The organism is Terriglobales bacterium, from assembly GCA_035691485.1.
GTDB lineage: Bacteria > Acidobacteriota > Terriglobia > Terriglobales > Acidobacteriaceae > JAIQGF01.
In genome coordinates, this window is the sequence record DASSIZ010000064.1 from 1 (window position 1) to 21,450 (window position 21,450).

Here is a 21,450-nt window from a genome sequence, read left to right on the forward strand (position 1 = left end):
GAACCGCAAGAGCGGATTGATTACGAGGTCGCGAACTGGTTCACCTCCACTTACGAATCGTCGGTGTTTCGCCATTCCTTGACGGCGCAGCGTGTGCGCCCGGACGAGCGGGTAACACTGCGTAATCGCGACCTTACGGTTATCAGTGCAAATGGTGGGGAGCTTCAGCAGGTCAACTCCGCCGCCGAGGCGCGCCGGATCATGTCGCAAAGGGTCGGACTCGATCTTCCGGCCGACATCGTTCTTCCCGAATCCATCTTCGAGTGAAACTCGCCTGCTGCTGAAGCGGCCCATGAAACATTAACCGGCGCGCACCGCGAAGCATCCCCAAGCGTGGTGCGCGCCACAAAGCATTCGTGAAGCAACTCGCGGCAGACATTCCGCCGTCCCGCCGCGCGTTTTCCGGCCGCCATTTCCCGATCGCAGCCGAGGTCCTGAAAGGAGAGCAAGCATGAAGGCAGCATTTCTGGGCTTGGGCAGCATGGGACGAGGCATGGCGCGCAACCTGCTGAAGGCCGGCCATGAAGTGGTGGTTTTCAATCGCACCCGCTCCAAGGCGGATGAACTCGGGAAAGAGGGAGCGAAGGTCGCCCCGAGTCCCGCCGCCATCGGCGCCGACATTGCCATCACGATGGTCGCCGACGATGCCGCCCTGGAGCAGATCGCCTTCGGTCCGGAAGGGCTGGTTGCCAATCTACCCAAAGGCGCAATCCATATTTCCATGAGCACGATTAGCGCGGCGCTGTCGAAGCGGCTGACGCAAATGCATCGCGAGCACGGCCAGGTCCTGGTTGCAGCGCCGGTCTTTGGGCGGCCTGAAGCCGCCGAAGCGGCCAAGCTGTTCATCGTGGCCGCCGGTCCAGCCGCGGCGGTCGAGCGCTGCCGTCCACTCTTTGACGCCATGGGTCAGAAAACTTTTACCGTCGGCGAAGAGCCGGTAATGGCGAACGTTACCAAGCTCGCCGGAAATTTCATGATTGCATCGGTGATCGAGTGCCTGGGGGAAGCGTTCTCGCTCGGGCGCAAGTACGGCCTCGCCGCTGATAGCATGCTCGACGTCTTCACCAACTCGCTGTTTGCCGCACCGGTCTACCGGACTTACGGCGGCATCATTGCGCAGCAGAAGTGGGAGCCGGCTGGATTTCGCCTGCGGCTTGGGTTGAAAGATGTCCGCCTGGCACTGGCTGCCGCCGATGCAGAAGCCGTTCCCATGCCGGTTGCCAGCTTCATTCACGACAGCTTTCTCTCCGCCGTGGCTCGCGGCATGGGCGAGCAGGACTGGGCTGCGCTGGCCAGGCTTGCTGCCGAACGAGCAGGACTGGATTGACTAGCTGGTAGCTCGTGCCGATAGCTGGTGGTTAGAAACCGCCACCCCCAGCTACCAGCTACCTTTGTGAAATTCCCCGCACCGTCATTTCCTGCGCAGGATCGCCGCCGGCGATTGTTTGCGCGATGATGAGTTGCCGTGCTTCCGCGCGCCATCCCGGCAACCGCGCTGCGAACAGCGCCGAGCCGGCAATGCAGGCAATGCCGCCGAGCGCCACCGTGATCGGCGCGCCCAGATGGTCGGCGAGGGCCCCGGCGAAGAACGACCCGAACGGCGCCATGCCCATGAACATCATCGAGTACAGCGCCATCACGCGCCCGCGCAAGTGGTCGGGCACCATGGACTGGATCAGCGTGTTCGACGATGCCATCTGCACCATCATGGTGAAACCCACCGGCAGCAACAGCAACAGGGAGAGCCACAGCGAGCGCGACAACGCGAACAGGATCAAGCTGAATCCGAATCCGACCGAACAGACTGCTACCCACTTGCCCAATCCCTTCAAGCCTTGTTTTGCGGCCAGCGTTAATGCGCCGAGCAGGGCGCCGACTCCGGTTGCGCCCATTAACAGCCCTAACCCGCGGGCGCCTACATGGAGGATGCGGTCGGCGAAAATCGGCATCAGCACGGCGTAGGGCATGCCCACCAGGCTGACCAATCCGAGCAGCAACAGCAGCGCCTTGATCGGTCCGGTCTGGCGAACGTACTGGAATCCCTCGATGATGTTCTCCAGCGTCGATGCCGTGCGCGCCGCCCGTTCATGAGCGCGGACCTTCATCAGCAATAAGCCGACGATTACCGCGATGTAGCTCACCGCGTTGGCAAAAAAGCACCATCCCTCGCCGACCGCCGCCACCAGGATGCCGGCCACCGCCGGGCCCACGATGCGTGCGCCGTTGAACATCGAGGAATTCAGCGCGATCGCGTTCATCAGGTCTTCGCGGCCCACCATGTCCACCAGGAATGCCTGCCGCCCCGGGATGTCGAACGCGTTCACCACGCCCAGCAGCGCCGCCAGCACGAAAATGTGCCATACCTGCACTCGATGGCTGAGCGTCAGCCATGCCAGGATAAAGGCCAGCAGCATCGACGCCGTTTGCGTCGCGATGATCAAGCGGTGGCGGTTGTGGCGGTCCACGATCGTGCCGCCGATAGGCGCAACCAGGAATACTGGGAGCTGTGACGCAAATCCCACCGAGCCCAGCAGCAGAGACGATCCCGTCATTCGGTAGACCAGCCAGGACTGTGCAACGGACTGCATCCAGGTCCCGATCAGGGAGATCAGTTGGCCGCTGAAGAAGAGCTGAAAATTGCGGTGCCGCAGTGATCGCAGCGCCTGCCACACTCGTCCGTGCGAGTTGGCCTGGTTCGAATCGGCGCTGGAGTTCTCCTGCGGCATGCTTCTTGGATGCTTTCGAAAACAGAATACCAGCACATCCGGTGCCGCTGGCTCCGCGCCGGGTAATACAATCGAAATCATGCCCGTCAACATTTCTCGCCTCAGGGTGTGGTTTGCCACGGCTGCGATTCTGCTCGCCGTGGTGGTGGCGGGGTTCTACTTCTACGGGCGGATGCGCGTACGGCATGCCATCCAGGACATTCCGAAAAAGCTCGGCGTTGACATCCAGCAGAGCACGCAGGGGTTTTCTCTCTCGAAATCCGAGGCTGGGCGCACCCTGTTCACCATCCATGCTTCGCGCGCCGTGCAGTTCAAGGAAACCGGAAAAGCGGAGTTGCGGGATGTCAGCATCATCGTCTATGGCCGCGAGTCCAACCGCTATGACCAGATTTATGGCTCCGACTTCGAGTACGACCCGCAATCCGGAGAGGTGACCGCCAAGGGCGACGTCCACTTCGACCTCGAGGGCAACGCCGAAGGGCCTCTCAATCCCGATCAGGCGGCCCCGGCGGAGCTGAAGAACCCCATTCACCTCAAGACCAGCGGCCTGTTGTTCAACGCGAAAACCGGTTTAGCAAGCACCAAGGAGCGGATTGAATTCCGCGTGCCGCAGGCAAACGGTTTCGCCGTAGGCGCCAGTTACGACTCCAAAGCCGCCACCTTCACGCTGGTATCGGACATCGTGGTCCATTCCTCCGAACCCGGCGCGATGCAGTTCACCGCCCGGCATGCCGTCATTACCAAGGGCCCGAACCGCGCCGTGTTTGAGGGTGTGCTGGTGGCGGGCGAAGCCGACAGCTTTGCTGCCAACCAACTTACGGTGTACCTGCGCGACGACAACACGATCGAGCATTTGCTGGCCACCGGCGACGTGCGCGCCGCCAGCCAGGGGAAGTCTTCCACTGAATTACATTCGCCGCGTGCCGATGCCTGGATCACCGCAACCAACAACCTGAAATCGGCGGTCTTTTCCGGCGGCGTGCAGTTCAGCAGTGCTGGTGACCAGCCGATGCAGGGAACCGCCGGGAAAGTCACCGTCAACTTCGTGTCGAAAAACCAGGCCGACAAACTCGTTGCAACGGACGGCGTAAAGCTGCTGCAGCAGCCCGGCAAATCCGCCACCGCGCGGCCGGTCGAAATCTCGGCCTCAGCGATCGATTTTCGGTTGAAGAACGGTCGCGAACTCGACCAGGCGGTGACCTCTGGTCCGGCGCAGGTGACCGTGTTCGCGGTCGCGGGTGCTGGGGGTCAGGACGCCGCCCAGACCGTCGCCACTGCCGGACGTTTCGAAGCCACCTTCAACCGGCAAAATCGCCTCGATCGTTTGCAAGGAACGCCGGAGGCCAAAGTGGTTTCTTCCGCGTCTGGTCAACCGGACAAAACCAGCACCAGCGATCGCCTCGATGTCGCTTTCAACCCCGCCGGCGGGATCGCGACCCTCATCCAGGAGGGCCATTTTCATTACACCGAGCCCGCCGCGCCCGGAGGCGCCGAGCGCGCCGCTTGGGCCGAGCACGCACGCTACACGCCACGAGACGAAATGTTGAGCCTTATCGGCTCGCCGCGCGTGGTTGATGGCGGCCTGACCACCACCGCCGAAAACATTAGCATCGACCGCCACTCCGGCGATGCCATCGCCACCGGCGATGTCAAAAGCACTTACAGCGAACTGAAGCCCAAGCCCGGCGGCGCTCTGCTCGCCTCCTCCGACCCCATCCATGCCACTGCGCCCACCATGCGTGCCACGCGCAACGGCGGCACTGCGGTTTATTCCGGCGGCGCCAGGTTGTGGCAGGGCTCCAGTATCGTGCAGGCGGCGGTCATCGAGTTCAACCGCGACTCCCGCCAGCTGATCGCCCGATCCTCCACCCCCGGCGCGACTGCCGGTGCCGTGTCCACCACTTTCATCCAGCAGGACAATAAAGGGAAAGTCACTCCCGTCAGCATTCGCTCGGCGCTGCTGACCTATGCCGACAACGAACGGCGCGCTCGTTTTGAAGGAGGAGTGGTGGTGCGAGGTGCGGACAGTACCATGACAGCCGATCAAGCCGAGGTTTACCTGTTGCCCCGCGACCAGGGTCCCAGCTCTGCCAACCAGCCCGGACCCAGTCAAATCGAAAAAATCGTGGCCGCTGGCCATATCAACATCCAGGAACCCAATCGCCGGGCCACCGGAACCAAACTGGTATATACCGCTGCGGACGGCAAATTTGTTCTGACTGGCGGGCCTCCCAGCATTTTTGATGCCGAACGGGGCAAAATCACCGGCGATTCGTTGACTTTCTTCAGTCGCGATGATAGGGTCGTGGTCGAGAGCGGCGGCTCCTCACCGACCGTAACTCGAACACGGATAACGAAATAGATGCAGACCCTGGCGACAGAAGAGATAGGTAAATCTTATCGTGGACGCCGGGTCGTAAACGCCGTAAGCCTCAACGTCAATCAAGCCGAAGTCGTCGGTTTGCTGGGTCCAAACGGCGCCGGCAAGACCACCACCTTTTACATGATTGTCGGCCTCATTCCGCCCGAATCGGGAAGGATTCTGATGGACGGCGAGGACATTACCGCCACCCCGATGTACTTGCGCGCGCGCAACTTCGGCATCAGCTACCTGCCCCAGGAGCCCTCGGTTTTTCGCAAGCTGACCGTAGAGGAGAACATCCTGGCGGTGTTGGAGGCCCAGCCGCTGTCCTGGCACGAGCGTCGCGAGCGCATGGAGAGGCTGATCGGCCAGCTTGGGTTAGGACATATCCGCAAAAACAGGGGGTATGCGCTCTCCGGCGGGGAACGCCGCCGGGTGGAAATCGCCCGCGCCCTTTGCATTCAGCCCAAGTTTATCTTGTTGGACGAGCCCTTTTCGGGAATCGATCCAATTGCAGTCTTGGACCTGCAGAGGATTATCTCCGATCTGAAGGCAAGCGGCATCGGGGTACTGATCACCGACCATAACGTTCGCGAAACCCTGTCTGTGACTGACCGGGCCTACATCATCACCGAAGGCCGCATTTCTTTCGTCGGCACTCCCGAGCAGCTCGGCAGCAACCCGGAAGTCAAGCGCGTCTATTTAGGGGAGAGTTTCTCGTTGGTCTAGTACTTTTTCTTACAACAGTAACTTGCCTCCGGGCAATTTCGGAGAGACACTTTGAGTGTGGCGTGCGGGTTAGCAATTCGATAGCCAAATCGGCAAGCCACTAAACGTCAAGCGAGTTAGGGACCCATGGTACTGCTTTCGCCAAAGCTCAATCTGAGGGTTTCCCAGAAGCAGATCCTGACACCAGGTTTGGTGCAGATGGTCAGCGTTCTGGCACTCAACAAGCTTGAGCTGAAGGACATGATCAACGCGGAAATGGTGGAAAACCCCGTCCTGGAGGAATTGGACGGCACCGTTCCGCTGCTCGATGAAGTGGCCGGCAAGGAGGAGGAGCGCGACCGTCTCGCCGCCGCCGAGGCCGATCCCGCCGCCGCCGTCGAGAAGAAAGATCCTTTCGACGAGATTGATTTCGGCTCTTTTTTCCAGGATTACCTCGATCCCGGCTATCGCAGCCCGGAAGGCGAAGCGGTCGAGAAACCTTCCTTTGAAAACTTCCTCTCCAAGGCGACCACGCTCACCGACCACCTGATGTGGCAGTTGGGCGCGATGAGTTTCAGCCCGGGAGTTCGCGAGGCTGCCGAGTTGATCATCGGGAACCTGAGCGAAGACGGATATCTGACCGCCAGCGAAGAAGAGTTGATGCAGGCCGCGCTGCCGCCGGTCCACGGCGTCCATCCTAATCCCATCGTTCCCGATCCGGAGCCGGAGCCCGAAGCTGCTGCTGAGTCCGACCTCATGCTCGCCGCGGTCGATGACGCTGACGCGCTCGGCGCCGATATGCAGGGAATTCCTGCCTGGCTGGGCGAAGGCGCGCAGCCGGCTCCGGAATTATCCCAAGCCGATACAGCCATCGCCGAGGCGGATGTGGACCTGGCAGAGCCCAAGGTGGCGGTAGCTGAGCCAGAAGCGGCCGCACCCATTGAGGAACCGATTTCCGCCGCAGTGGTGGCTGAGCAAGGCGAACACGCGGCCGAACCACAGACGGGTTTGCACGTCGTGCCGTCGAGCGGTGTCAAGCCGCTGTTCACCCGCGACGAGTTGAAAGAAGCGCTTTCCCTGGTCCAGCAGATGGACCCGGTCGGCGTTGCCGCGCGCGACTTGCGCGAATGCCTGCTGGCGCAACTGAATTTCCTGCAGCAGACGCACAAGCAAGTTGCCAATGGAAATGGCACCGGCGAAGCGTTGGCCGACGCGATCGTGATTGTCAGGGATCATTTGCGCGCGGTGCAGAACAAGCAGCTGAAGGAGATTGCCAAGGCGATCGGCCGGCCGCTGGAGGCCGTGCAAACCGCCCTTGACCTGGTCAAGACCCTCGATCCCCGTCCGGGTCTGCGCTACAACAAGGAATCACCGCGGCTGATCGAGCCCGATGTTGCCTTCATCAAGCATGGCGATGAGTACCTCGCCGTGCTCAACGACGACGATGTCCCGCAGCTCCGTCTCAATACGACATACAAGAAGCTGCTCAGCCGCGAAGCCGCCGAAAAAGATGTTCGCAATTACGTTAAAGAGCGGTATAAGTCCGCCATCCAGCTGATCAAGAACATTGAGCAACGGAAGCAGACTATCTTGAAAGTCTGCTACGCGATCCTGGGGCGGCAAAGAGATTTCCTGGACCACGGCATCGACCAGTTGAAGCCGATGATGATCAAGGAAGTGGCGGAAGAAATCGGCGTGCATCCCTCCACCGTAAGCCGCGCGGTCGCCAACAAGTACGCGCACACCCCGCAAGGCGTGTTTGAGCTGCGCTATTTCTTCAGCGAGAGCGTGAATGGGCCGGAGGGCGGCAATACCTCGCTGCTCATCCTCAAGCGCCGGGTCAAGAAGCTGATTGAGGAAGAAGATTCCACCAGGCCGTTGACGGACGAGCAGATCACCCGCATCCTCCAGTCGCAGGGTATCCAGGTCACTCGCCGTACGGTCGCGAAATACCGGGAGGACATGCGCATCCCGAGTACCCACCAGCGGAGAGTGAAGAACTGATTGGCGTCGTTCCCCGCGCGATGGGGGACAGCGTTTTATCCGTACAGGAAGTTGAACGCACCAGGATGGTCACCGGGACGTTCGGAACACGGACGGCGGACATCCTGGCGTAAAGGGGGCGTTCGATGAACGTGGAATATACCGGCCGGCAGTATGAAGTCACTCCCAAGGTCCGCAAGCAGGTCGAACACGGTCTCTCCAAACTCACTAAAATCCTGGGTGACAATTTTGAGTCCAAGGTAATTCTTGCCGTCGAAAAACACCGTTGCAAGGCTGAAATCACGGTCACGGTGCGCAGCAATCCTATAGTCGGCGCAGCCGAGGCGGGCGACATGGTGGCTGCCGTCGGCGAAGCCCTCGACCGCATTGAGCGCCAGGCCATCAAGCACCGCACCCGCTGGCGCTCCATCAAGCAGAAGGCGCGCAAGAAGCAGCCCGCCAGCACTGCCGAGGTCCAAGGGGAGGGATATCGGATGGCGGTCGGCGCTACCGCTTCAACTGCCGTCCCGGTGGTCGTCCACGCCTTTCCGGTCTCCACTCGCGCCCTGGAAGCCCATGTCGTGCCTTCCACCGATTCGGTTGCGATTCGTCCCATGACGGTGGAGGAAGCGGTGAAAGAAGCCCAGTTCCGCGATCGCGACGTTTTTGTATTCCGCGACCTCAAGGGCAAAGTCAAAGTCCTGCATCGCACCCGCGACGGCAAAATGGAGTTGATCGAAGCGCCCTGACCTGGGCCTTGAAATTCATATTTTCGACGAGAGGGGCACTGCACGTGCCCCTTTTTCGTCGGGCGATCAGGTGATCTGGCGACCAGGTAGGTTACAGACCGAACACTTCCCCTTGGGTGTGGCTTGCGAGCACGTCGGTGAGCCGTGTTAAGCTCAAAAGTTCCTTCACCCGCGGAGTCAGTTTGACGAGCTTGAATTCACAGCCCACGCGCTTGGAAGAAAGATACAGCCCCATAATCGTGCCCAGCGCGCTGCTGTCAAGGTAGTTCACCTCGGACATGTCGATGACTAGGAGCTTGGTAGTCGGCATCAGCTCTCGTACGGTCCTCTGAAACTGTTCGCAGGTGTCCGAGACTAACCGGCCAGAGCAGCGAAGCGTGACTTGGTTGGGGGTCTTGTCCGTTTCGAGCTTCAACACGGACTTACTGACGTTAGCACTGGTCGACATGGGCTTCTCCTTTCCAGCTTCAGCCTGAGGCATACAGCGGTCGGGATAATTGTCCACATTGACCGGTGAAGCACAAGCGCCGAATGTGCAGAGTGCAGAAGCAATTCCGAATTGGGTCAAATTTAAGAGTGATGGGATGGATGACTGGCGCCGACGAACCGTAACTGGCGATAACTCGCCTTCACGTAGCAAGCTTCAGTGCGGCATTTGCGAGGCTGCTGCGGCAACGGAGGTTTCGTTACAGGCTCTAAGACAAATAACAAGTAAGAAGTCAGAGCTAAGAGCAACTGGGAGTCTTCTACTTGTTGGTCGTTTTGACTTCTGACTTTTGACTTCTTACTTCTGACTTCGCAAGGTTCTGGTTTACGATGATTTCGTGCCCTCATCCCACTCCAGGAACGGTCGCCGCGTTACCCCCGCCCACAAAAGTACTCGCAGGCGCGGAAACGGCCGCCGTCCGGAACTGGTCATCATCAGCGGCATGAGCGGTTCCGGGAAGGCCTCGGTGCTCAAGGTCTTCGAGGACCTTGGCTACTACGCCGTTGACAATCTTCCCATGGACTTGCTGGCGCGCTTCGCCGAGCTGGCGCGCTCCTCGGATGTCGAGCGCACCGCGCTGGTAGTGGACGTGCGCGAAGGCGCCAAACTTGACCGCCTGCCCGTCATGCTCAAGCAGATTAAGCGGCAATTGCAAACCACCGTTCTTTTTCTCGAAGCGAAAGACGAAATCCTGCTGCGCCGTTTCAGCGAAACTCGGCGCCCACATCCCCTGGGCACCGCCGCGCCCGTGAAGTCATCCATCACTGCCGAGCGCCGCCGCCTCCGGCCTATCTCCGCCGTTGCCGACATCATCGTGGACACTTCCAAGTTCAATGTTCACGAGCTGCGCGACCACATCATTCGACGTTTCCAACGCGAGCGCACCGACAAGAACATCCTGGTCTCCTGTGTCAGCTTCGGGTACCGGCACGGCGTGCCCGAGGACGCCGACCTCGTCTTCGATGTCCGCTTTCTTCCCAACCCACACTTCGTGCCCGAGTTCCGGCCCTATACCGGGCGTCATCCCAAGGTCGCGAAATACATTCGCTCCTTCCCGCAGACGAAGGAGTTCATCAATCGCATCTCCGATTTGCTGGTGTACCTGCTGCCGCACTACGTCAAGGAAGGGAAGAGCTACCTGACCATTGGCTTCGGCTGCACTGGGGGCCAGCATCGCTCCGTGATGATCGCGGAAGATGTCGCCAAGCGCCTCCGCAAATCCGGCTACCAGGTCAAGGCCCTGCACCGCGACAGCCCACGCTAGAAACGGAGCTGTTGGAGCGCGCACGCCCTCGTGCGCGAACTCACCGACATCACCCTCGAACCAATGTAGAATAACGACTTGTTCCCTCCACTCCACAGCCTTGCACCGCGGGGCGTCGATGCGTAACGCCTGGCGTCTGCTGCGCTACGTCCGCCCTTACGCCCTGCAGTTGTTGGTCTCCGTCGTTCTGCTGGCGTTCGTTGGGCTTCTGGACGCCTTCCGCGTCTTGCTGGTCGGGCCCATTTTCGACCGGGTCCTGCACCCCGCCTCCAATTCCAATCAGATCCAACTGTTCACTGTCCCCTGGTCGCACCGCCACATCTACCTGCAGCAGCTTGTTCCTGAGCACTTTCACAATGCCTGGACCATCGTCGCTTTCGCGCTCGTCGCCTCCACCATTCTCAAAGGCTTGTTCGACTACGCCGGCACCTACCTGGTGAACTATGCCGGGTTCGGTCTCATTACCGACCTGCGGGACGAGCTCTATAACGCCCTGCTCCGCCGCTCGGTCGCATTCTTTCACCGTTTTACGACCGGAACGCTGCTCTCTACCCTGATTAACGACATCGAACGCGTCCAGGTTGCGATGTCGGCCATCCTGGCCGAGTTTTTGCAGCAGTTCTTCACCCTGGTCTTTACCGCCTTCGTGGTGGTGCTGCTCGGCGGAAGACTTGCCTGGGTCCTGCTGCTGTTCATTCCTTTCATCGTTCTCTCGGTCCATCGCATCGGACGCCGCGTGCGCAGCACGACCCGCCGCGGCCAGGATAAACTCGCTGAAATCCATAACATCCTGCACGAAACCATCACCGGCAACCGCATCGTGAAGGCGTTCGGCATGGAAGTGTGGGAGGCGATTCGCTTTCGTGGCGCCGCCAAGCGCCTGTTCCGCGCCAACCTGCGCTCGGTGCGCGCCGCCGCGCTCAGCTCTCCGCTGATGGACACCATCGGCGCCATCGCGATTGCCTTGCTTCTGCTCATGGGCCGCGACCGCATCAAGACCGGCGTCTTCACCGCCGGTAGTTTTCTGGCCTTCATCGTTGCCGTCTTCAAGCTCTACGATCCGGTCCGCAAGTTCGCTCTTTTCTATAACAACTTCCAGCAGGCGATCGGCGCCTCATCGGCGATCTTCACCTTCATCGACGCCGAGGACGACGTCCAGGAGCGGCCCAAGCCGGTTCTGTTGCCGAAATTCGGCGATGCCATTCGCTTCGAGCACGTCAGCTTCGCCTACCAGGACCGGGAAGGCTCGTCGCGCGAGGTGTTGCGGGACATCAATCTCGAAGTCAAAGCCGGCGAAGTGGTCGCCATCGTCGGATCCAGCGGCGCCGGCAAGACCACCATGGTCCACCTGATCCCGCGCTTCTTTGACGTCACCGGCGGACGCCTCACCATTGATGGCCGCGACGTACGCGACCTCAGCCTGCTCTCGCTGCGCTCCCAGATCGGCATCGTCACCCAGGACACCATCCTGTTCAACGATTCCGTGCGCAACAACATCGCCTATGGCCGGCCCGATGTTCCCATGGCGCTGGTGAACGCCGCCGCCGAGGCCGCTCTCGCCGATTCCTTCATTCGACGTCTGCCCGCCGGCTACGACACCACCATCGGAGAGCGTGGTATTCGTCTCTCCGGCGGTGAGCGGCAGCGCATTGCCATCGCCCGCGCCCTGCTGAAGAACGCCCCCATCCTCATCCTTGATGAGGCCACCTCCGCGCTCGATACGGAAAGCGAAGCCCTGGTCGCCTCCGCACTCCAGAACCTTATGTCCGGACGCACCACCGTCGTGATCGCGCACCGGCTCTCGACGGTGCGTCGCGCCGACCGTATCGTGGTTTTGGAAAACGGCGTCATCAGCGACATCGGTTCCCACGAACACTTGATGGCACGCCTGGGAACCTACCGCAGGTTGTATGATTTGCAGTTCGTTGACCTCGAGCCGCCGAAGGTCGCGGCGGGATCGGCGGGAGAGAAATAATTTGTAATTGGCGTTTGTAATTTGCAATTTTGTTGAGAGTGCAACCGGTCTACCGGCCAATTACCAATTACAAATTACCAATTACAAATCATGTCGATTCGCTCCATGACCGGGTACGCGCAGGTGAAAGGTCAGGTCCACGACCGCCTGGGCTTCACCTTGTCGCTGAAATCCGTGAATCACCGCTTTCTGGACCTGCACCTGCGCATGCCGGCGGAAACCGATGCGCTGGAGATGCAGCTGCGCCGCGCCCTTAAAACCAAGCTCGCGCGCGGCCACGTCGAGCTCACGCTCTCTATTGATCGCGCCGAGTCCCAGGGCATTACCGTTAATCGCGAGCTGGTCGGAGGCTACATCAGCGCTTTTCGTAAGGTCGCCGGCGAATTCGGGCTGACCGCTGAACCTGACCTCAACGGCATCTTCAAGATGCCCGGCGCGCTCGATGGCGCCGGCGGAGATTTTGACGAGGAGACCGCCCAAGCCGTTCTCGCCACGCTCGACGATGCGGTCAAGCGTCTCGACGCCATGCGCGCCGAGGAGGGCAAAGGCATCGACCGCCAGCTCCGCGAACACATGCAGCGTCTTTTGGAGGCTACGCACGAAATCGGCAAGCACCGTGCCGCCGTGTCACGCGCCTACCTGGAAAAGGTCCAACTGCGCATGCAGGAACTCATTGGCGCTCACGCCGACCGCGACCGCATCCTCCAGGAGGCTGCACTGCTGGCCGAGCGCAGCGACATCCGCGAAGAACTGGTTCGCATGGAAACGCACGTTCAGCATTTCATCGGATTGCTCGACCAGGGCGGCGAGGTCGGCAAGAAGCTTGATTTTCTCCTGCAGGAGATGGGCCGCGAGGCGAACACGCTAATGTCCAAAACCTCCGGGCTTGCCGGCGAAGCGCTGCGCATCACCGAGGTCGGCCTGGGCATGAAAGCCGAAATCGAAAAATCCCGCGAACAGGTGCAGAACGTCGAATGAGGGGTGCGAACCCATACCGGGAGGCGCAGTGAGCGGCATCCTCTTCATCATCTCGGCGCCCTCCGGATCCGGCAAAACTACGCTCACCAACGAACTGCTTCGGCTGGTCCCCGACCTGGAATTCTCCATCTCCTACACCACCCGCAAGCCGCGCGGCAGCGAGCAGCATGGCCGCGAGTACTACTTCGTCTCCACCCAGGAATTCGAGGAGATGATCAACCGCGGTGAGTTTCTCGAGTACGCCTGCGTCTTCGGCCATTACTACGGCACCGCCAAGCGCTTCCTCGAAGAGGCCAGCAAGACCAACCGCGATCTCGTGCTCGACATCGACGTTCAGGGCGCGGCGCAGGTGAAGGAGAAGTTGCCGCAGGCGGTCAGCATCTTCATTCTGCCGCCTTCCCGGCAGGTCCTGGAGTTCCGACTGCGTAACCGGAGCCATGTGGAACATATGGATTCTGAAGAGGTTATCAACCGCCGCCTGGAAGGTGCACGGAAAGAAATTGAGAATTTCAGGAACTATGATTATATTCTTGTAAACGACCGCCTGGAACAGTCCATCGCCCAGTTGAAGGCAATCGTGGCGGCTGAGCGTCTCCAACGCTCCGGAACCAAGCCTTCGGCCGAAAATGCCGGTGTGCTGGCCTTAGCTGAACAATGTCTGCAGGCCAATGTGTTTTCGCGCGCCGAGCAGATTCTGGCATCGTTCGAGACCGCTGGCATGGATATGAGGTGAAGGGAATGAAGTTGATGGAAGGCTTCGACAGCAACTACCGCTACATTCTGGTCGCCGCACGACGCGCGCGCCAGATTCAATCCGGCGCGCGTCCCATCATCAGCACACAGTCGCGCAAGCCCTGCCGCATTGCCCAGGATGAGATCCGCGCGGGCAAGGTCAAGTGGTTTATCCCCGAGGTACCCAAGTCCCCGGTCGCTGTCGCCGAAGAGTTCTTCGACAAAACTTCACCGTCGGAACCATAAGCGCCTGGTGCTGAAGTAAGAAGATGGAGCGCGCTTGCCCTCGCGCCCATCACCGCATCGACTTTGCTGTTTGGGCATCAAAACATCAGTGCTACGGTGAGTCAGCTTTGCTGACAGCCGATAGCCGAAAGCTGATTGCCTGATGAGAATCGCCCTCGGTGTTAGCGGCGGTATCGCGGCTTACAAGGCGGCGGAGATCCTTCGCCTGCTGCAGGACCGCGGCCTTCAAGTACAGGTCGTCATGACTGGCGCCGCACAGCAGTTCGTGCGCCCTCTCACCTTCGCCGCCCTGTCCGGGGAAAAAGTCATCACCGAAATGTTTGCCGGCGGTTCCGGCGAGCCCAACCTCGAGTCTGCCATCGAACATATTGCGGTCGCGGAGCGCATTGAGGCGCTGCTCGTCGCCCCCGCCACCGCTGACATTCTCGCCAAGTTCGCCAACGGTATTGCCGACGACTTTCTTTCCACCCTTTTCCTTGCCACCACCGCGCCCGTGATCGTTGCCCCGGCCATGAACGTGAACATGTGGAACAACCCGGCTACGCAGGCCAATCTCGAGAAGCTGCGCAGCCGCGGCGTGCGCGTCGTCGAACCCGGCAGCGGCTATCTTGCTTGCGGCATGGTGGGCCCGGGACGACTGGCGGAAAACGAAGCTATTGTCGCCGCCACCCTGGAGCTGCTCGGCATCTCGAATGATTTCGCCGGGCAAAACGTCCTGATTACCGCCGGTCCGACTCGCGAAGCGATTGATCCCGTGCGCTACATCAGCAACCGTTCCAGCGGCAAGATGGGTTATGCCCTGGCCGAGGCCGCCCGGCGACGTGGCGCTCGTGTCGTACTGGTTTCGGGGCCGACAGCGATCAAACTCCCCGATGGCGTCACGATTGTCCGCGTGGAGAGCGCCTCCGAAATGCACGATGCCGTCCTGGCACACGCGGATGAAGCCAACATCATCATCAAGGCGGCTGCTGTCGCCGACTACCGCCCGGCGACTCCCTCGGTGCAGAAGCTCAAGCGCCACGATTTTCTCCGCGAGGGGCTGCAGGGTTATGCGCAGATCGATCTCGAGCCCACCCCTGACATCGCCGCCGAACTTGGCGCGCGCAAGAAAGACCAGATCATTGTCGGCTTTGCCGCCGAGACCCAGAATGTGCTGGAGAACGCGCGCAAGAAGCTGGTCGCTAAAGCACTGGACGCCATCGTCGCCAACGACGTTTCCCAACCCGGCATCGGCATGGACTCCGACCGCAACGCTGTGACCATCATCACCGCCTCCGAGGTCGTGGACGTCCCCGAAGCCGACAAGAGCGAAGTGGCGCAAAAGATTCTCGACGTCATCCACCGCCTGCGGCTGGCGCAGGTGTCATCCTGAGCGAGAATGCGTCAACCCACTGCTGAAAGGCGTTTCCAACGCGAATTTTTACGGTAATCTGAAGCTTCATGCCCCCCAGCTTCTCGCCCGATCAAAAACGTGCTCTTGCCGCCCGTGTGAACTACTATCGCGATCTCGGCATCCATGATCTTTACCGCCGCCAGTCGGATGTGGCACACCCGCCCGCGCGTGTGCAGCCAATTGAAAGCGAAGCCGGCGCCATCATCACCTCGGCCGAACCCACGCTGAATTTGCCTTTAACCGACCCCGCCGCGGCGCTGCGCATGATCCGCGAGGAACTCGGCGAAGATTGCACACGCTGCAAGCTTCACAAGCTCGGCCGCAAGCAGATTGTGTTCGGTGTCGGAAACCCGCGGGCTGAATTGATGTTCATCGGCGAAGGCCCCGGCGCCGACGAGGACCAGCAGGGTGAGCCATTCGTCGGCCGCGCCGGCCAGTTGCTCAACAAGATGATCGAAGCCATGGGCCTGAAGCGCGAAGATGTTTACATCGCCAACGTCGTAAAGTGCCGTCCGCCAGGGAACCGCACCCCCGAGCGCGACGAGTGCGAAACCTGCATGCCGTTCCTCATGCGCCAGGTGGAGGCCATCAGTCCCAGGGTGATTGTCGCTCTGGGCGCGGTGGCGGCAAAGAACCTGCTGCAGATCAATGATTCAATGGCCAACATGCGCTCGCGTTCCTACGACTTCCGGGGCGCGAAATTGTTCGTGACCTATCATCCCGCCTATCTTTTACGCGATCCGCGTCAGAAGACCGAAGCCTGGAAGGACCTGCAGCGGGTGATGAAGTACATGGGCCTGAAAGTTCCGCCCAAGCCGCAGTCCCAATAAAAGCCCGAGCGCAGCGAGGCCGGCACGACTTGTCAGCCAAAGGCGCCAGCCTTGGGTTATCGTGCCGGTATTCGATCGAGCCCGACCTGAGGCGCAGCCGAAGGAGAGGCCGACACGCCGTTCGCGAGGCCGCCAGCCCGAGCAAACCGAAAACCGACAACCGAAAACCGCGCAACCTCCGCTAAACTCAATCCCACGCCATGCCTTCCTTCTGCGACGTCGCGCTGCCTGTGCCGCTGGAGGCGAACTTCACCTACCGGCTGAACGGCGCCGTGCCCGTCATCGGCGGGCGCGTCATCGTTCCTTTCCGCGAGCAGCGCCTGCCGGGCATCGTCGTCGCCCTCCATGACACGCCGCCCAAGGTCACCGCCAAGAACGTTCTCACCGTTCTTGATTCCTCACCGGTTCTCGATCAACAGCTTCTGAAACTCGGCCGATGGATCGCCGACTACTATGTCGCGCCGCTGGGCGAAGTCTTTCGTACCATGCTCCCGCTCGGCGCCGAATTCCGCCGCGCCCGCGGCTATCGCCTTGCCGAGCGAGGAATGGAGGTCTTGCACAACGCCGCCACAAAGGGAGTCCCGCAGCGACGAGAGTTCATAGCCCCGCACCTGAGTGCCGGGGAAGATGCAAATCTTCCGCCCGAGTCCCGCAGGGACGGTACCGACACGGAGATCCAAATTGCCGTCCTCAACCATCTTCTCGACCGCGACGTCGTGCGCGAGGAATCCCTCCGTTCCGCCACTCGCGCCTCGCGCGACACCCTGAACGCGCTGGTCCGCAAGAAATGGATCGAACGCGTGGACTTGTCCGCGGTTCGCGATGCGGTACGCACCGTGCGCATCGCGGTGCTGAACGAATCCCGGGAACCCCGCTGCGCCGAGGCCACTAAGGGCCGCGCCCTCAATGCCAACCAGAACGCGCTGCTCCACGCAATAGGGGCTGCCGGCGGGAAAATCGCCGTCGAACAACTCCACGAACTTCCCATTCCGCGTACCACGCTGGCGTCGTTGGTCAAGCGTGGCCTGGTCATGATCGAAAACCAGCCGGCGGAATTCCGCGTTTCGACGTTGAAGGGGCATGGCATCGACTTCATCTTCAACGCCAAGCAGAAGTCTGCGCTCGAGCACATCAACGCCGCTGCTTCCACGAAGAAGTTTTCTGTAGCCTTGCTGCATGGTGTAACCGGCTCCGGCAAAACGGCGGTCTACCTCGCTGCCATGCAGCAGGTCCTGAAATCGGGCCGCGCGGCGATCCTTTTGGTTCCCGAGATCGGCCTTACGCCCGCCGCCGCCGCGCACTTGCACCAGGTCTTCGGCGAAGAGGTCGCCATTCTGCATTCCGGGTTGAGCGACGCCGAGCGCGCCGAGCAGTGGCACCGCATTCGGCGCGGCGATGCGCGCATCGTTGTCGGCACGCGCTCCGCCGTCTTCGCGCCGGTCGGCGATCTCGCCCTCATCGTCGTGGACGAAGAGCACGACAGCTCCTACAAGCAAGAGGAAACGCCACGCTATCATGCCCGCGACGTGGCCATCATGCGCGCCAAGATGGCCGGCGCCGCCATCGTGCTCGGCTCCGCTACGCCGTCGCTGGAGTCCTACTACAACGCTCGCGAGGGCAAGTACGCGCTCGTCGAACTGCCGGACCGCGTCGAGCGCCGCCCCATGCCGGAAATCGAGATCCTCGACATGCGCGAGGAATTCCGCGAGACCGGCCGCGACCAACTCATCTCGCGCAAGCTCGCGTCCGAGATCGGCCAGCGCCTGAGTCGCAATGAACAGGTCATGCTGCTGCTCAATCGCCGCGGCTACTCGGCCTTCGTACTCTGCCGCGCCTGCGGCGATACGCTGCAGTGCAAAAACTGCGCCATCGCCATGACTCACCACAAGCGCCGCCGCGTGCTCGAGTGTCACTACTGCGGCTACACGCGCGGCGTGCCGCAGACCTGTCCCAAGTGCGGCAGCGAGTACGTGCAGTTTTTCGGTTCCGGATCGGAAAAGCTCGAAGAGCAGCTCCACGGCATGTTCCCGCAGGCGCGCATCGCACGCCTCGACCGCGACACCGTGCGCGGGCGCGACGACTTCGAGCGCGTCCTTTCCGCCCTCGATGCCGGTGAACTCGACATCGTCGTCGGCACGCAGATGATCGCCAAGGGCCACGACATTCACGGCGTCACCCTGGTCGGCGTGGTCGGCGCCGACGCCGCGCTCGCCTTTCCCGATTTCCGCGCCGCCGAGCGCACCTTCCAGTTGCTGGCGCAAGTTGCCGGACGCGCCGGCCGCGGCAGCGCTCCCGGCAAGGTCATTCTCCAAACCTACTTTCCCGATCACTACGCGGTCCAGTTCGCCGCGCAGCATGACTACCTGGCCTTTTATGACAAGGAAGTCCGCTACCGGAACTGGATGCGCTATCCGCCGTTCAGCGCGCTCGCCAACGTGCTGGTGCGCAGCAATCGCTTGGAAGACGCGCTGAAGTGGGCGGGCATGCTGGGGAACTGGCTGGAGAAGACGCCGCCCGAGGGAATTCGCGCGCTCGGTCCGGCCGCGGCGCCGCTCTCACGTTTGAAAACGGAATACCGCTATCACTTCGTGCTGAAATCCTCGAGCCGCGCCAGGATGAACGCTTTGCTGCGGTCGATGCTGGCGCACGCCGTGTCGCAAAAAATCCCGCGCACCAACGTCATCGTTGACGTTGATGCGTTGTCATTGCTTTAGCATTTGTCGGAAGGCTGATTACCGAAACGCCGCTCCCTTCAGCGGCTCCGGTACGAAGGTCAGGATCAGCATCGCCAGCGCCATCAGCGCCAGCAATTTTCGATTGGCGCGCAGTCCCGGCCAGGCCGGTACTACCGGGTGGCGAACTCCGCTGAGGGTCAGCAGCAGCGCCCACACGAACCATCCTGCCCAGAGAAAGAATCCCATGGGCAGCAGAATGCCCACCGTGAGCCGCGACACGTGTTTGTGCAGGCGGGGCGAGAGCGCGTACACCATGTGGCCGCCATCCAGTTGACCGCCGGGCAACAGGTTCAACGCGGTGGCAAACATTCCCACCCAGGCGGCGATCGCGGTGGGATGCAGGTACGCCATCGGCAGCGGAATCTTTCCCGGGCCCACGCCCAGCATTCCCAGCAGCCGGTGCGCCAGGTGGAAGACGAGCGGATAGCCGACGACGATGTCGGAGCTGGGCATACCCGGCGGCAGCGGCTTGGAAAGGCCGAGCGCCGCCACCAGGGTAATGAAAGCGACAACGAATCCGGCAATCGGTCCGGCAACGCCGATATCGAACAGCGCCTCGCGGGAACGGATAGGCGACTTGATGCGGATGAACGCGCCCAGGGTCCCGATCAACGTCGGTGCCGGAATGAAGAAGGGCAGCGTGGCGTTTACGCCGTAACGCATGCAATAGAGATAATGGCCCATCTCATGCGACAGCAGGATCAGCAGCAGCGTGCCCGCGAACGGCACACCGAGCAACAATCGTGATGGCTCGGTAACCACCCAGCGAAGCGGGAACAAGGGCAGCGTGCTGTCATCGAGGGAGAACGCCGGCAGATCGTGGAGGAAGTTGAATTCCAGCCGCGCGCCGACCACCAGCGTGGTGAAGATGGTCGCCAGCAGCAGCAGTCCGTGCAGCCAATACCGCCGCCGCGGGCGCTCCTGCACCATGAACACTTCGAGGGGCCGAAGGTCGTAGGTCGAAGAGGCTGGAGGAATCGGGTCAGACATCAGCTTCGGGTTTCTGGTTTCTAGTGTGCAATTAAATACGCAAGCGGTTCCGGCTCTCTAGAAACTAGAAACCAGAAACTAGGAACTAGTCAGTCAATCGACTGCAGTTCCTTGCCGGGCTTGAAGCGCACCGCCTTGCCGGGAGGAATGTTGACCTCGGCGCCGGTACGCGGGTTGCGGCCAATGCCGGTCTTGCGGGGACGCACGTTGAAGACGCCGAAGCCGCGCAGTTCAATGCGGTCGCCCTGCGACAACGCCTTTTTCATGCTGTCAAAGACGGTTTCCACCGCCAGTTCCGCCTTGGTCTTAGTGATACCCGTCTTGTTGACCACTTCGTTGATGATATCGAGCTTAATCACCGCGCGCTCCAGAATTGCGTTAAGCTGTTGATGCTAAAGACACAAGCGCCGAAAGTCAATGAATACTGAAGTGCCCCGACCCGGGGGGGCCCGTGGCGGGGCGGAAACCCCGGGTCCGGGTGCCGTGTCCCGGCCTCGCGAATCGATTCTCCACAGATTTCGGCGTCTTCCACAGATTCTTCACACCACAAGCCCAACCCCGACTTGTCGGCCGGGGTAATTCTTGCGAATCTTCTTGGAACCAATCGCGAATCCCAAGAGCCCCAGGCAAGCGAAACTGAATCCAATGAGGTGCTGTCCGCATGTCCTCTGCAACGTCGATCGCAACTCACGACCCGGAACTGACCATCAGGAGAAGCATGGCTGGCATCAAGAGCGATCGCTGGATCCGCCGCATGGCGCAGGAACGCGACATGATTAATCCCTTTGCCGAGAAGCAGGTCGCCAGCGGCGTTATCTCCTATGGCCTTTCCAGTTACGGCTATGACCTGCGTGTGGCCGATGAGTTCAAGATCTTCACCAACATCAACGCGGTCATGGTGGATCCCAAGAACTTCGACGAGCGCTCATTCGTGGCGGTGCAGTCGGAATGCGCCATCATTCCGCCGAACTCGTTTGCGCTGGCGCGCTCGGTGGAGTACTTCAAGATTCCCCGCGACGTGCTCACGATTTGCGTGGGAAAGAGCACGTACGCGCGCTGCGGAATCATCGTGAACGTGACTCCCTTTGAGCCCGAGTGGGAAGGCTTCGTGACGCTGGAGATCTCCAATACCACGCCGCTGCCGGCGAAAATCTACGCCAACGAAGGCCTGTGCCAGATCCTGTTTTTCCAGTCCGACGAGCCTTGCGAGACCAGCTATGCCGATCGCAAAGGCAAGTACCAGGCGCAGAAGGGCATCGTGCTTCCTACCGTGAGGAAATAGGTTACCTGGA

General features: G+C 61.0%; 19 protein-coding genes. 15 read left to right on the plus strand and 4 right to left on the minus strand.

Going from position 1 to position 21,450, the window contains the following annotated elements:
* Both VFI82_07820 and VFI82_07825 read left to right on the plus strand, forming a co-directional pair.
* Nucleotides 1-267: arylamine N-acetyltransferase (locus tag VFI82_07820; protein HET7184578.1), on the plus strand; the 267-nt coding region annotated here is incomplete at its 5' end.
* Nucleotides 268-451: 184 nt separating this feature from the next.
* Entirely contained in the window at nt 452-1,327 is an 876-nt protein-coding gene (locus tag VFI82_07825; protein HET7184579.1) for an NAD(P)-dependent oxidoreductase, read from the plus strand.
* 58 nt (nt 1,328-1,385) lie between these two features.
* On the opposite strand, the gene VFI82_07830 is transcribed toward VFI82_07825, so the two are convergent.
* Nucleotides 1,386-2,726: an MFS transporter gene (locus tag VFI82_07830; protein HET7184580.1), complete on the minus strand. Its 1,341-nt coding sequence runs from the start codon at nt 2,724-2,726 to the stop codon at nt 1,386-1,388.
* A 79-nt stretch (nt 2,727-2,805) separates the two neighbouring features.
* Between VFI82_07830 and VFI82_07835 the strand changes: the two genes are divergently transcribed.
* From VFI82_07835 to raiA, 4 genes are all read left to right on the plus strand, one after another.
* A complete protein-coding gene (locus VFI82_07835) occupies nt 2,806-5,088 on the plus strand; it encodes an LptA/OstA family protein (protein ID HET7184581.1) in 2,283 nt (760 codons plus the stop codon).
* Nucleotides 5,089-5,817 carry an LPS export ABC transporter ATP-binding protein gene (gene lptB, locus VFI82_07840; GenBank protein HET7184582.1) on the plus strand — a complete coding sequence of 243 codons (729 nt, stop codon included), beginning with the start codon at nt 5,089-5,091 and terminating at the stop codon, nt 5,815-5,817.
* A gap of 126 nt (nt 5,818-5,943) precedes the next feature.
* Complete coding sequence (gene rpoN, locus VFI82_07845; protein HET7184583.1) at nt 5,944-7,800, plus strand: RNA polymerase factor sigma-54; 1,857 nt, start codon at nt 5,944-5,946, stop codon at nt 7,798-7,800.
* Between the two features lie 125 nt (nt 7,801-7,925).
* On the plus strand, nt 7,926-8,528 hold the full coding sequence (gene raiA, locus VFI82_07850) for a ribosome-associated translation inhibitor RaiA (GenBank protein HET7184584.1): 603 nt from the start codon (nt 7,926-7,928) through the stop codon (nt 8,526-8,528).
* A 91-nt stretch (nt 8,529-8,619) separates the two neighbouring features.
* Here the strand turns inward: raiA and VFI82_07855 are convergent, their stop codons facing one another.
* On the minus strand, nt 8,620-8,976 hold the full coding sequence (locus tag VFI82_07855; protein ID HET7184585.1) for an STAS domain-containing protein: 357 nt from the start codon (nt 8,974-8,976) through the stop codon (nt 8,620-8,622).
* A 376-nt stretch (nt 8,977-9,352) separates the two neighbouring features.
* Here VFI82_07855 and rapZ point away from each other — a divergent pair, with 376 nt between their 5' ends.
* The 8 genes from rapZ to priA all read left to right on the plus strand — a co-directional run bounded on the left by rapZ (nt 9,353) and on the right by priA (nt 19,147).
* Nucleotides 9,353-10,279, plus strand: coding sequence for an RNase adapter RapZ (rapZ, locus tag VFI82_07860; protein ID HET7184586.1), 927 nt, complete (start codon nt 9,353-9,355; stop codon nt 10,277-10,279).
* A gap of 118 nt (nt 10,280-10,397) precedes the next feature.
* Complete coding sequence (locus tag VFI82_07865; protein ID HET7184587.1) at nt 10,398-12,254, plus strand: ABC transporter ATP-binding protein; 1,857 nt, start codon at nt 10,398-10,400, stop codon at nt 12,252-12,254.
* 90 nt (nt 12,255-12,344) lie between these two features.
* Nucleotides 12,345-13,232, plus strand: coding sequence for a YicC/YloC family endoribonuclease (locus VFI82_07870; protein ID HET7184588.1), 888 nt, complete (start codon nt 12,345-12,347; stop codon nt 13,230-13,232).
* Between the two features lie 28 nt (nt 13,233-13,260).
* Complete coding sequence (gene gmk / locus VFI82_07875) at nt 13,261-13,965, plus strand: guanylate kinase (protein HET7184589.1); 705 nt, start codon at nt 13,261-13,263, stop codon at nt 13,963-13,965.
* A 5-nt stretch (nt 13,966-13,970) separates the two neighbouring features.
* Nucleotides 13,971-14,210: a DNA-directed RNA polymerase subunit omega gene (gene rpoZ, locus VFI82_07880; GenBank protein ID HET7184590.1), complete on the plus strand. Its 240-nt coding sequence runs from the start codon at nt 13,971-13,973 to the stop codon at nt 14,208-14,210.
* A gap of 142 nt (nt 14,211-14,352) precedes the next feature.
* A complete protein-coding gene (gene coaBC, locus VFI82_07885) occupies nt 14,353-15,582 on the plus strand; it encodes a bifunctional phosphopantothenoylcysteine decarboxylase/phosphopantothenate--cysteine ligase CoaBC (protein ID HET7184591.1) in 1,230 nt (409 codons plus the stop codon).
* A gap of 68 nt (nt 15,583-15,650) precedes the next feature.
* On the plus strand, nt 15,651-16,433 hold the full coding sequence (locus VFI82_07890) for a uracil-DNA glycosylase (protein ID HET7184592.1): 783 nt from the start codon (nt 15,651-15,653) through the stop codon (nt 16,431-16,433).
* 200 nt (nt 16,434-16,633) lie between these two features.
* Nucleotides 16,634-19,147: a primosomal protein N' gene (gene priA, locus VFI82_07895; protein ID HET7184593.1), complete on the plus strand. Its 2,514-nt coding sequence runs from the start codon at nt 16,634-16,636 to the stop codon at nt 19,145-19,147.
* 18 nt (nt 19,148-19,165) lie between these two features.
* Here priA and VFI82_07900 read toward each other — a convergent pair whose 3' ends face one another.
* Entirely contained in the window at nt 19,166-20,158 is a 993-nt protein-coding gene (locus tag VFI82_07900; GenBank protein HET7184594.1) for a site-2 protease family protein, read from the minus strand.
* Nucleotides 20,159-20,247: 89 nt separating this feature from the next.
* Nucleotides 20,248-20,517 carry an HU family DNA-binding protein gene (locus tag VFI82_07905; protein HET7184595.1) on the minus strand — a complete coding sequence of 90 codons (270 nt, stop codon included), beginning with the start codon at nt 20,515-20,517 and terminating at the stop codon, nt 20,248-20,250.
* Nucleotides 20,518-20,876: 359 nt separating this feature from the next.
* On the opposite strand from VFI82_07905, the gene dcd reads away from it, so the two are divergent.
* On the plus strand, nt 20,877-21,440 hold the full coding sequence (dcd, locus tag VFI82_07910) for a dCTP deaminase (protein HET7184596.1): 564 nt from the start codon (nt 20,877-20,879) through the stop codon (nt 21,438-21,440).
* Nucleotides 21,441-21,450: the final 10 nt, after the last annotated feature.

Excerpts from the sequence above, each read along its gene's own strand:
- VFI82_07825 (HET7184579.1), top strand. The coding sequence starts at position 452 with ATGAAGGCAGCATTTCTGGGCTTGGGCAGCATGGGACGAGGCATGGCG.
- VFI82_07830 (HET7184580.1), bottom strand. The coding sequence starts at position 2,726 with ATGCCGCAGGAGAACTCCAGCGCCGATTCGAACCAGGCCAACTCGCAC.
- VFI82_07835 (HET7184581.1), top strand. The coding sequence starts at position 2,806 with ATGCCCGTCAACATTTCTCGCCTCAGGGTGTGGTTTGCCACGGCTGCG.
- lptB (HET7184582.1), top strand. The coding sequence starts at position 5,089 with ATGCAGACCCTGGCGACAGAAGAGATAGGTAAATCTTATCGTGGACGC.
- rpoN (HET7184583.1), top strand. The coding sequence starts at position 5,944 with ATGGTACTGCTTTCGCCAAAGCTCAATCTGAGGGTTTCCCAGAAGCAG.
- raiA (HET7184584.1), top strand. The coding sequence starts at position 7,926 with ATGAACGTGGAATATACCGGCCGGCAGTATGAAGTCACTCCCAAGGTC.
- VFI82_07855 (HET7184585.1), bottom strand. The coding sequence starts at position 8,976 with ATGTCGACCAGTGCTAACGTCAGTAAGTCCGTGTTGAAGCTCGAAACG.
- VFI82_07865 (HET7184587.1), top strand. The coding sequence starts at position 10,398 with ATGCGTAACGCCTGGCGTCTGCTGCGCTACGTCCGCCCTTACGCCCTG.
- VFI82_07870 (HET7184588.1), top strand. The coding sequence starts at position 12,345 with ATGTCGATTCGCTCCATGACCGGGTACGCGCAGGTGAAAGGTCAGGTC.
- rpoZ (HET7184590.1), top strand. The coding sequence starts at position 13,971 with ATGAAGTTGATGGAAGGCTTCGACAGCAACTACCGCTACATTCTGGTC.
- coaBC (HET7184591.1), top strand. The coding sequence starts at position 14,353 with ATGAGAATCGCCCTCGGTGTTAGCGGCGGTATCGCGGCTTACAAGGCG.
- VFI82_07890 (HET7184592.1), top strand. The coding sequence starts at position 15,651 with ATGCCCCCCAGCTTCTCGCCCGATCAAAAACGTGCTCTTGCCGCCCGT.
- priA (HET7184593.1), top strand. The coding sequence starts at position 16,634 with ATGCCTTCCTTCTGCGACGTCGCGCTGCCTGTGCCGCTGGAGGCGAAC.
- VFI82_07900 (HET7184594.1), bottom strand. The coding sequence starts at position 20,158 with ATGTCTGACCCGATTCCTCCAGCCTCTTCGACCTACGACCTTCGGCCC.
- dcd (HET7184596.1), top strand. The coding sequence starts at position 20,877 with ATGGCTGGCATCAAGAGCGATCGCTGGATCCGCCGCATGGCGCAGGAA.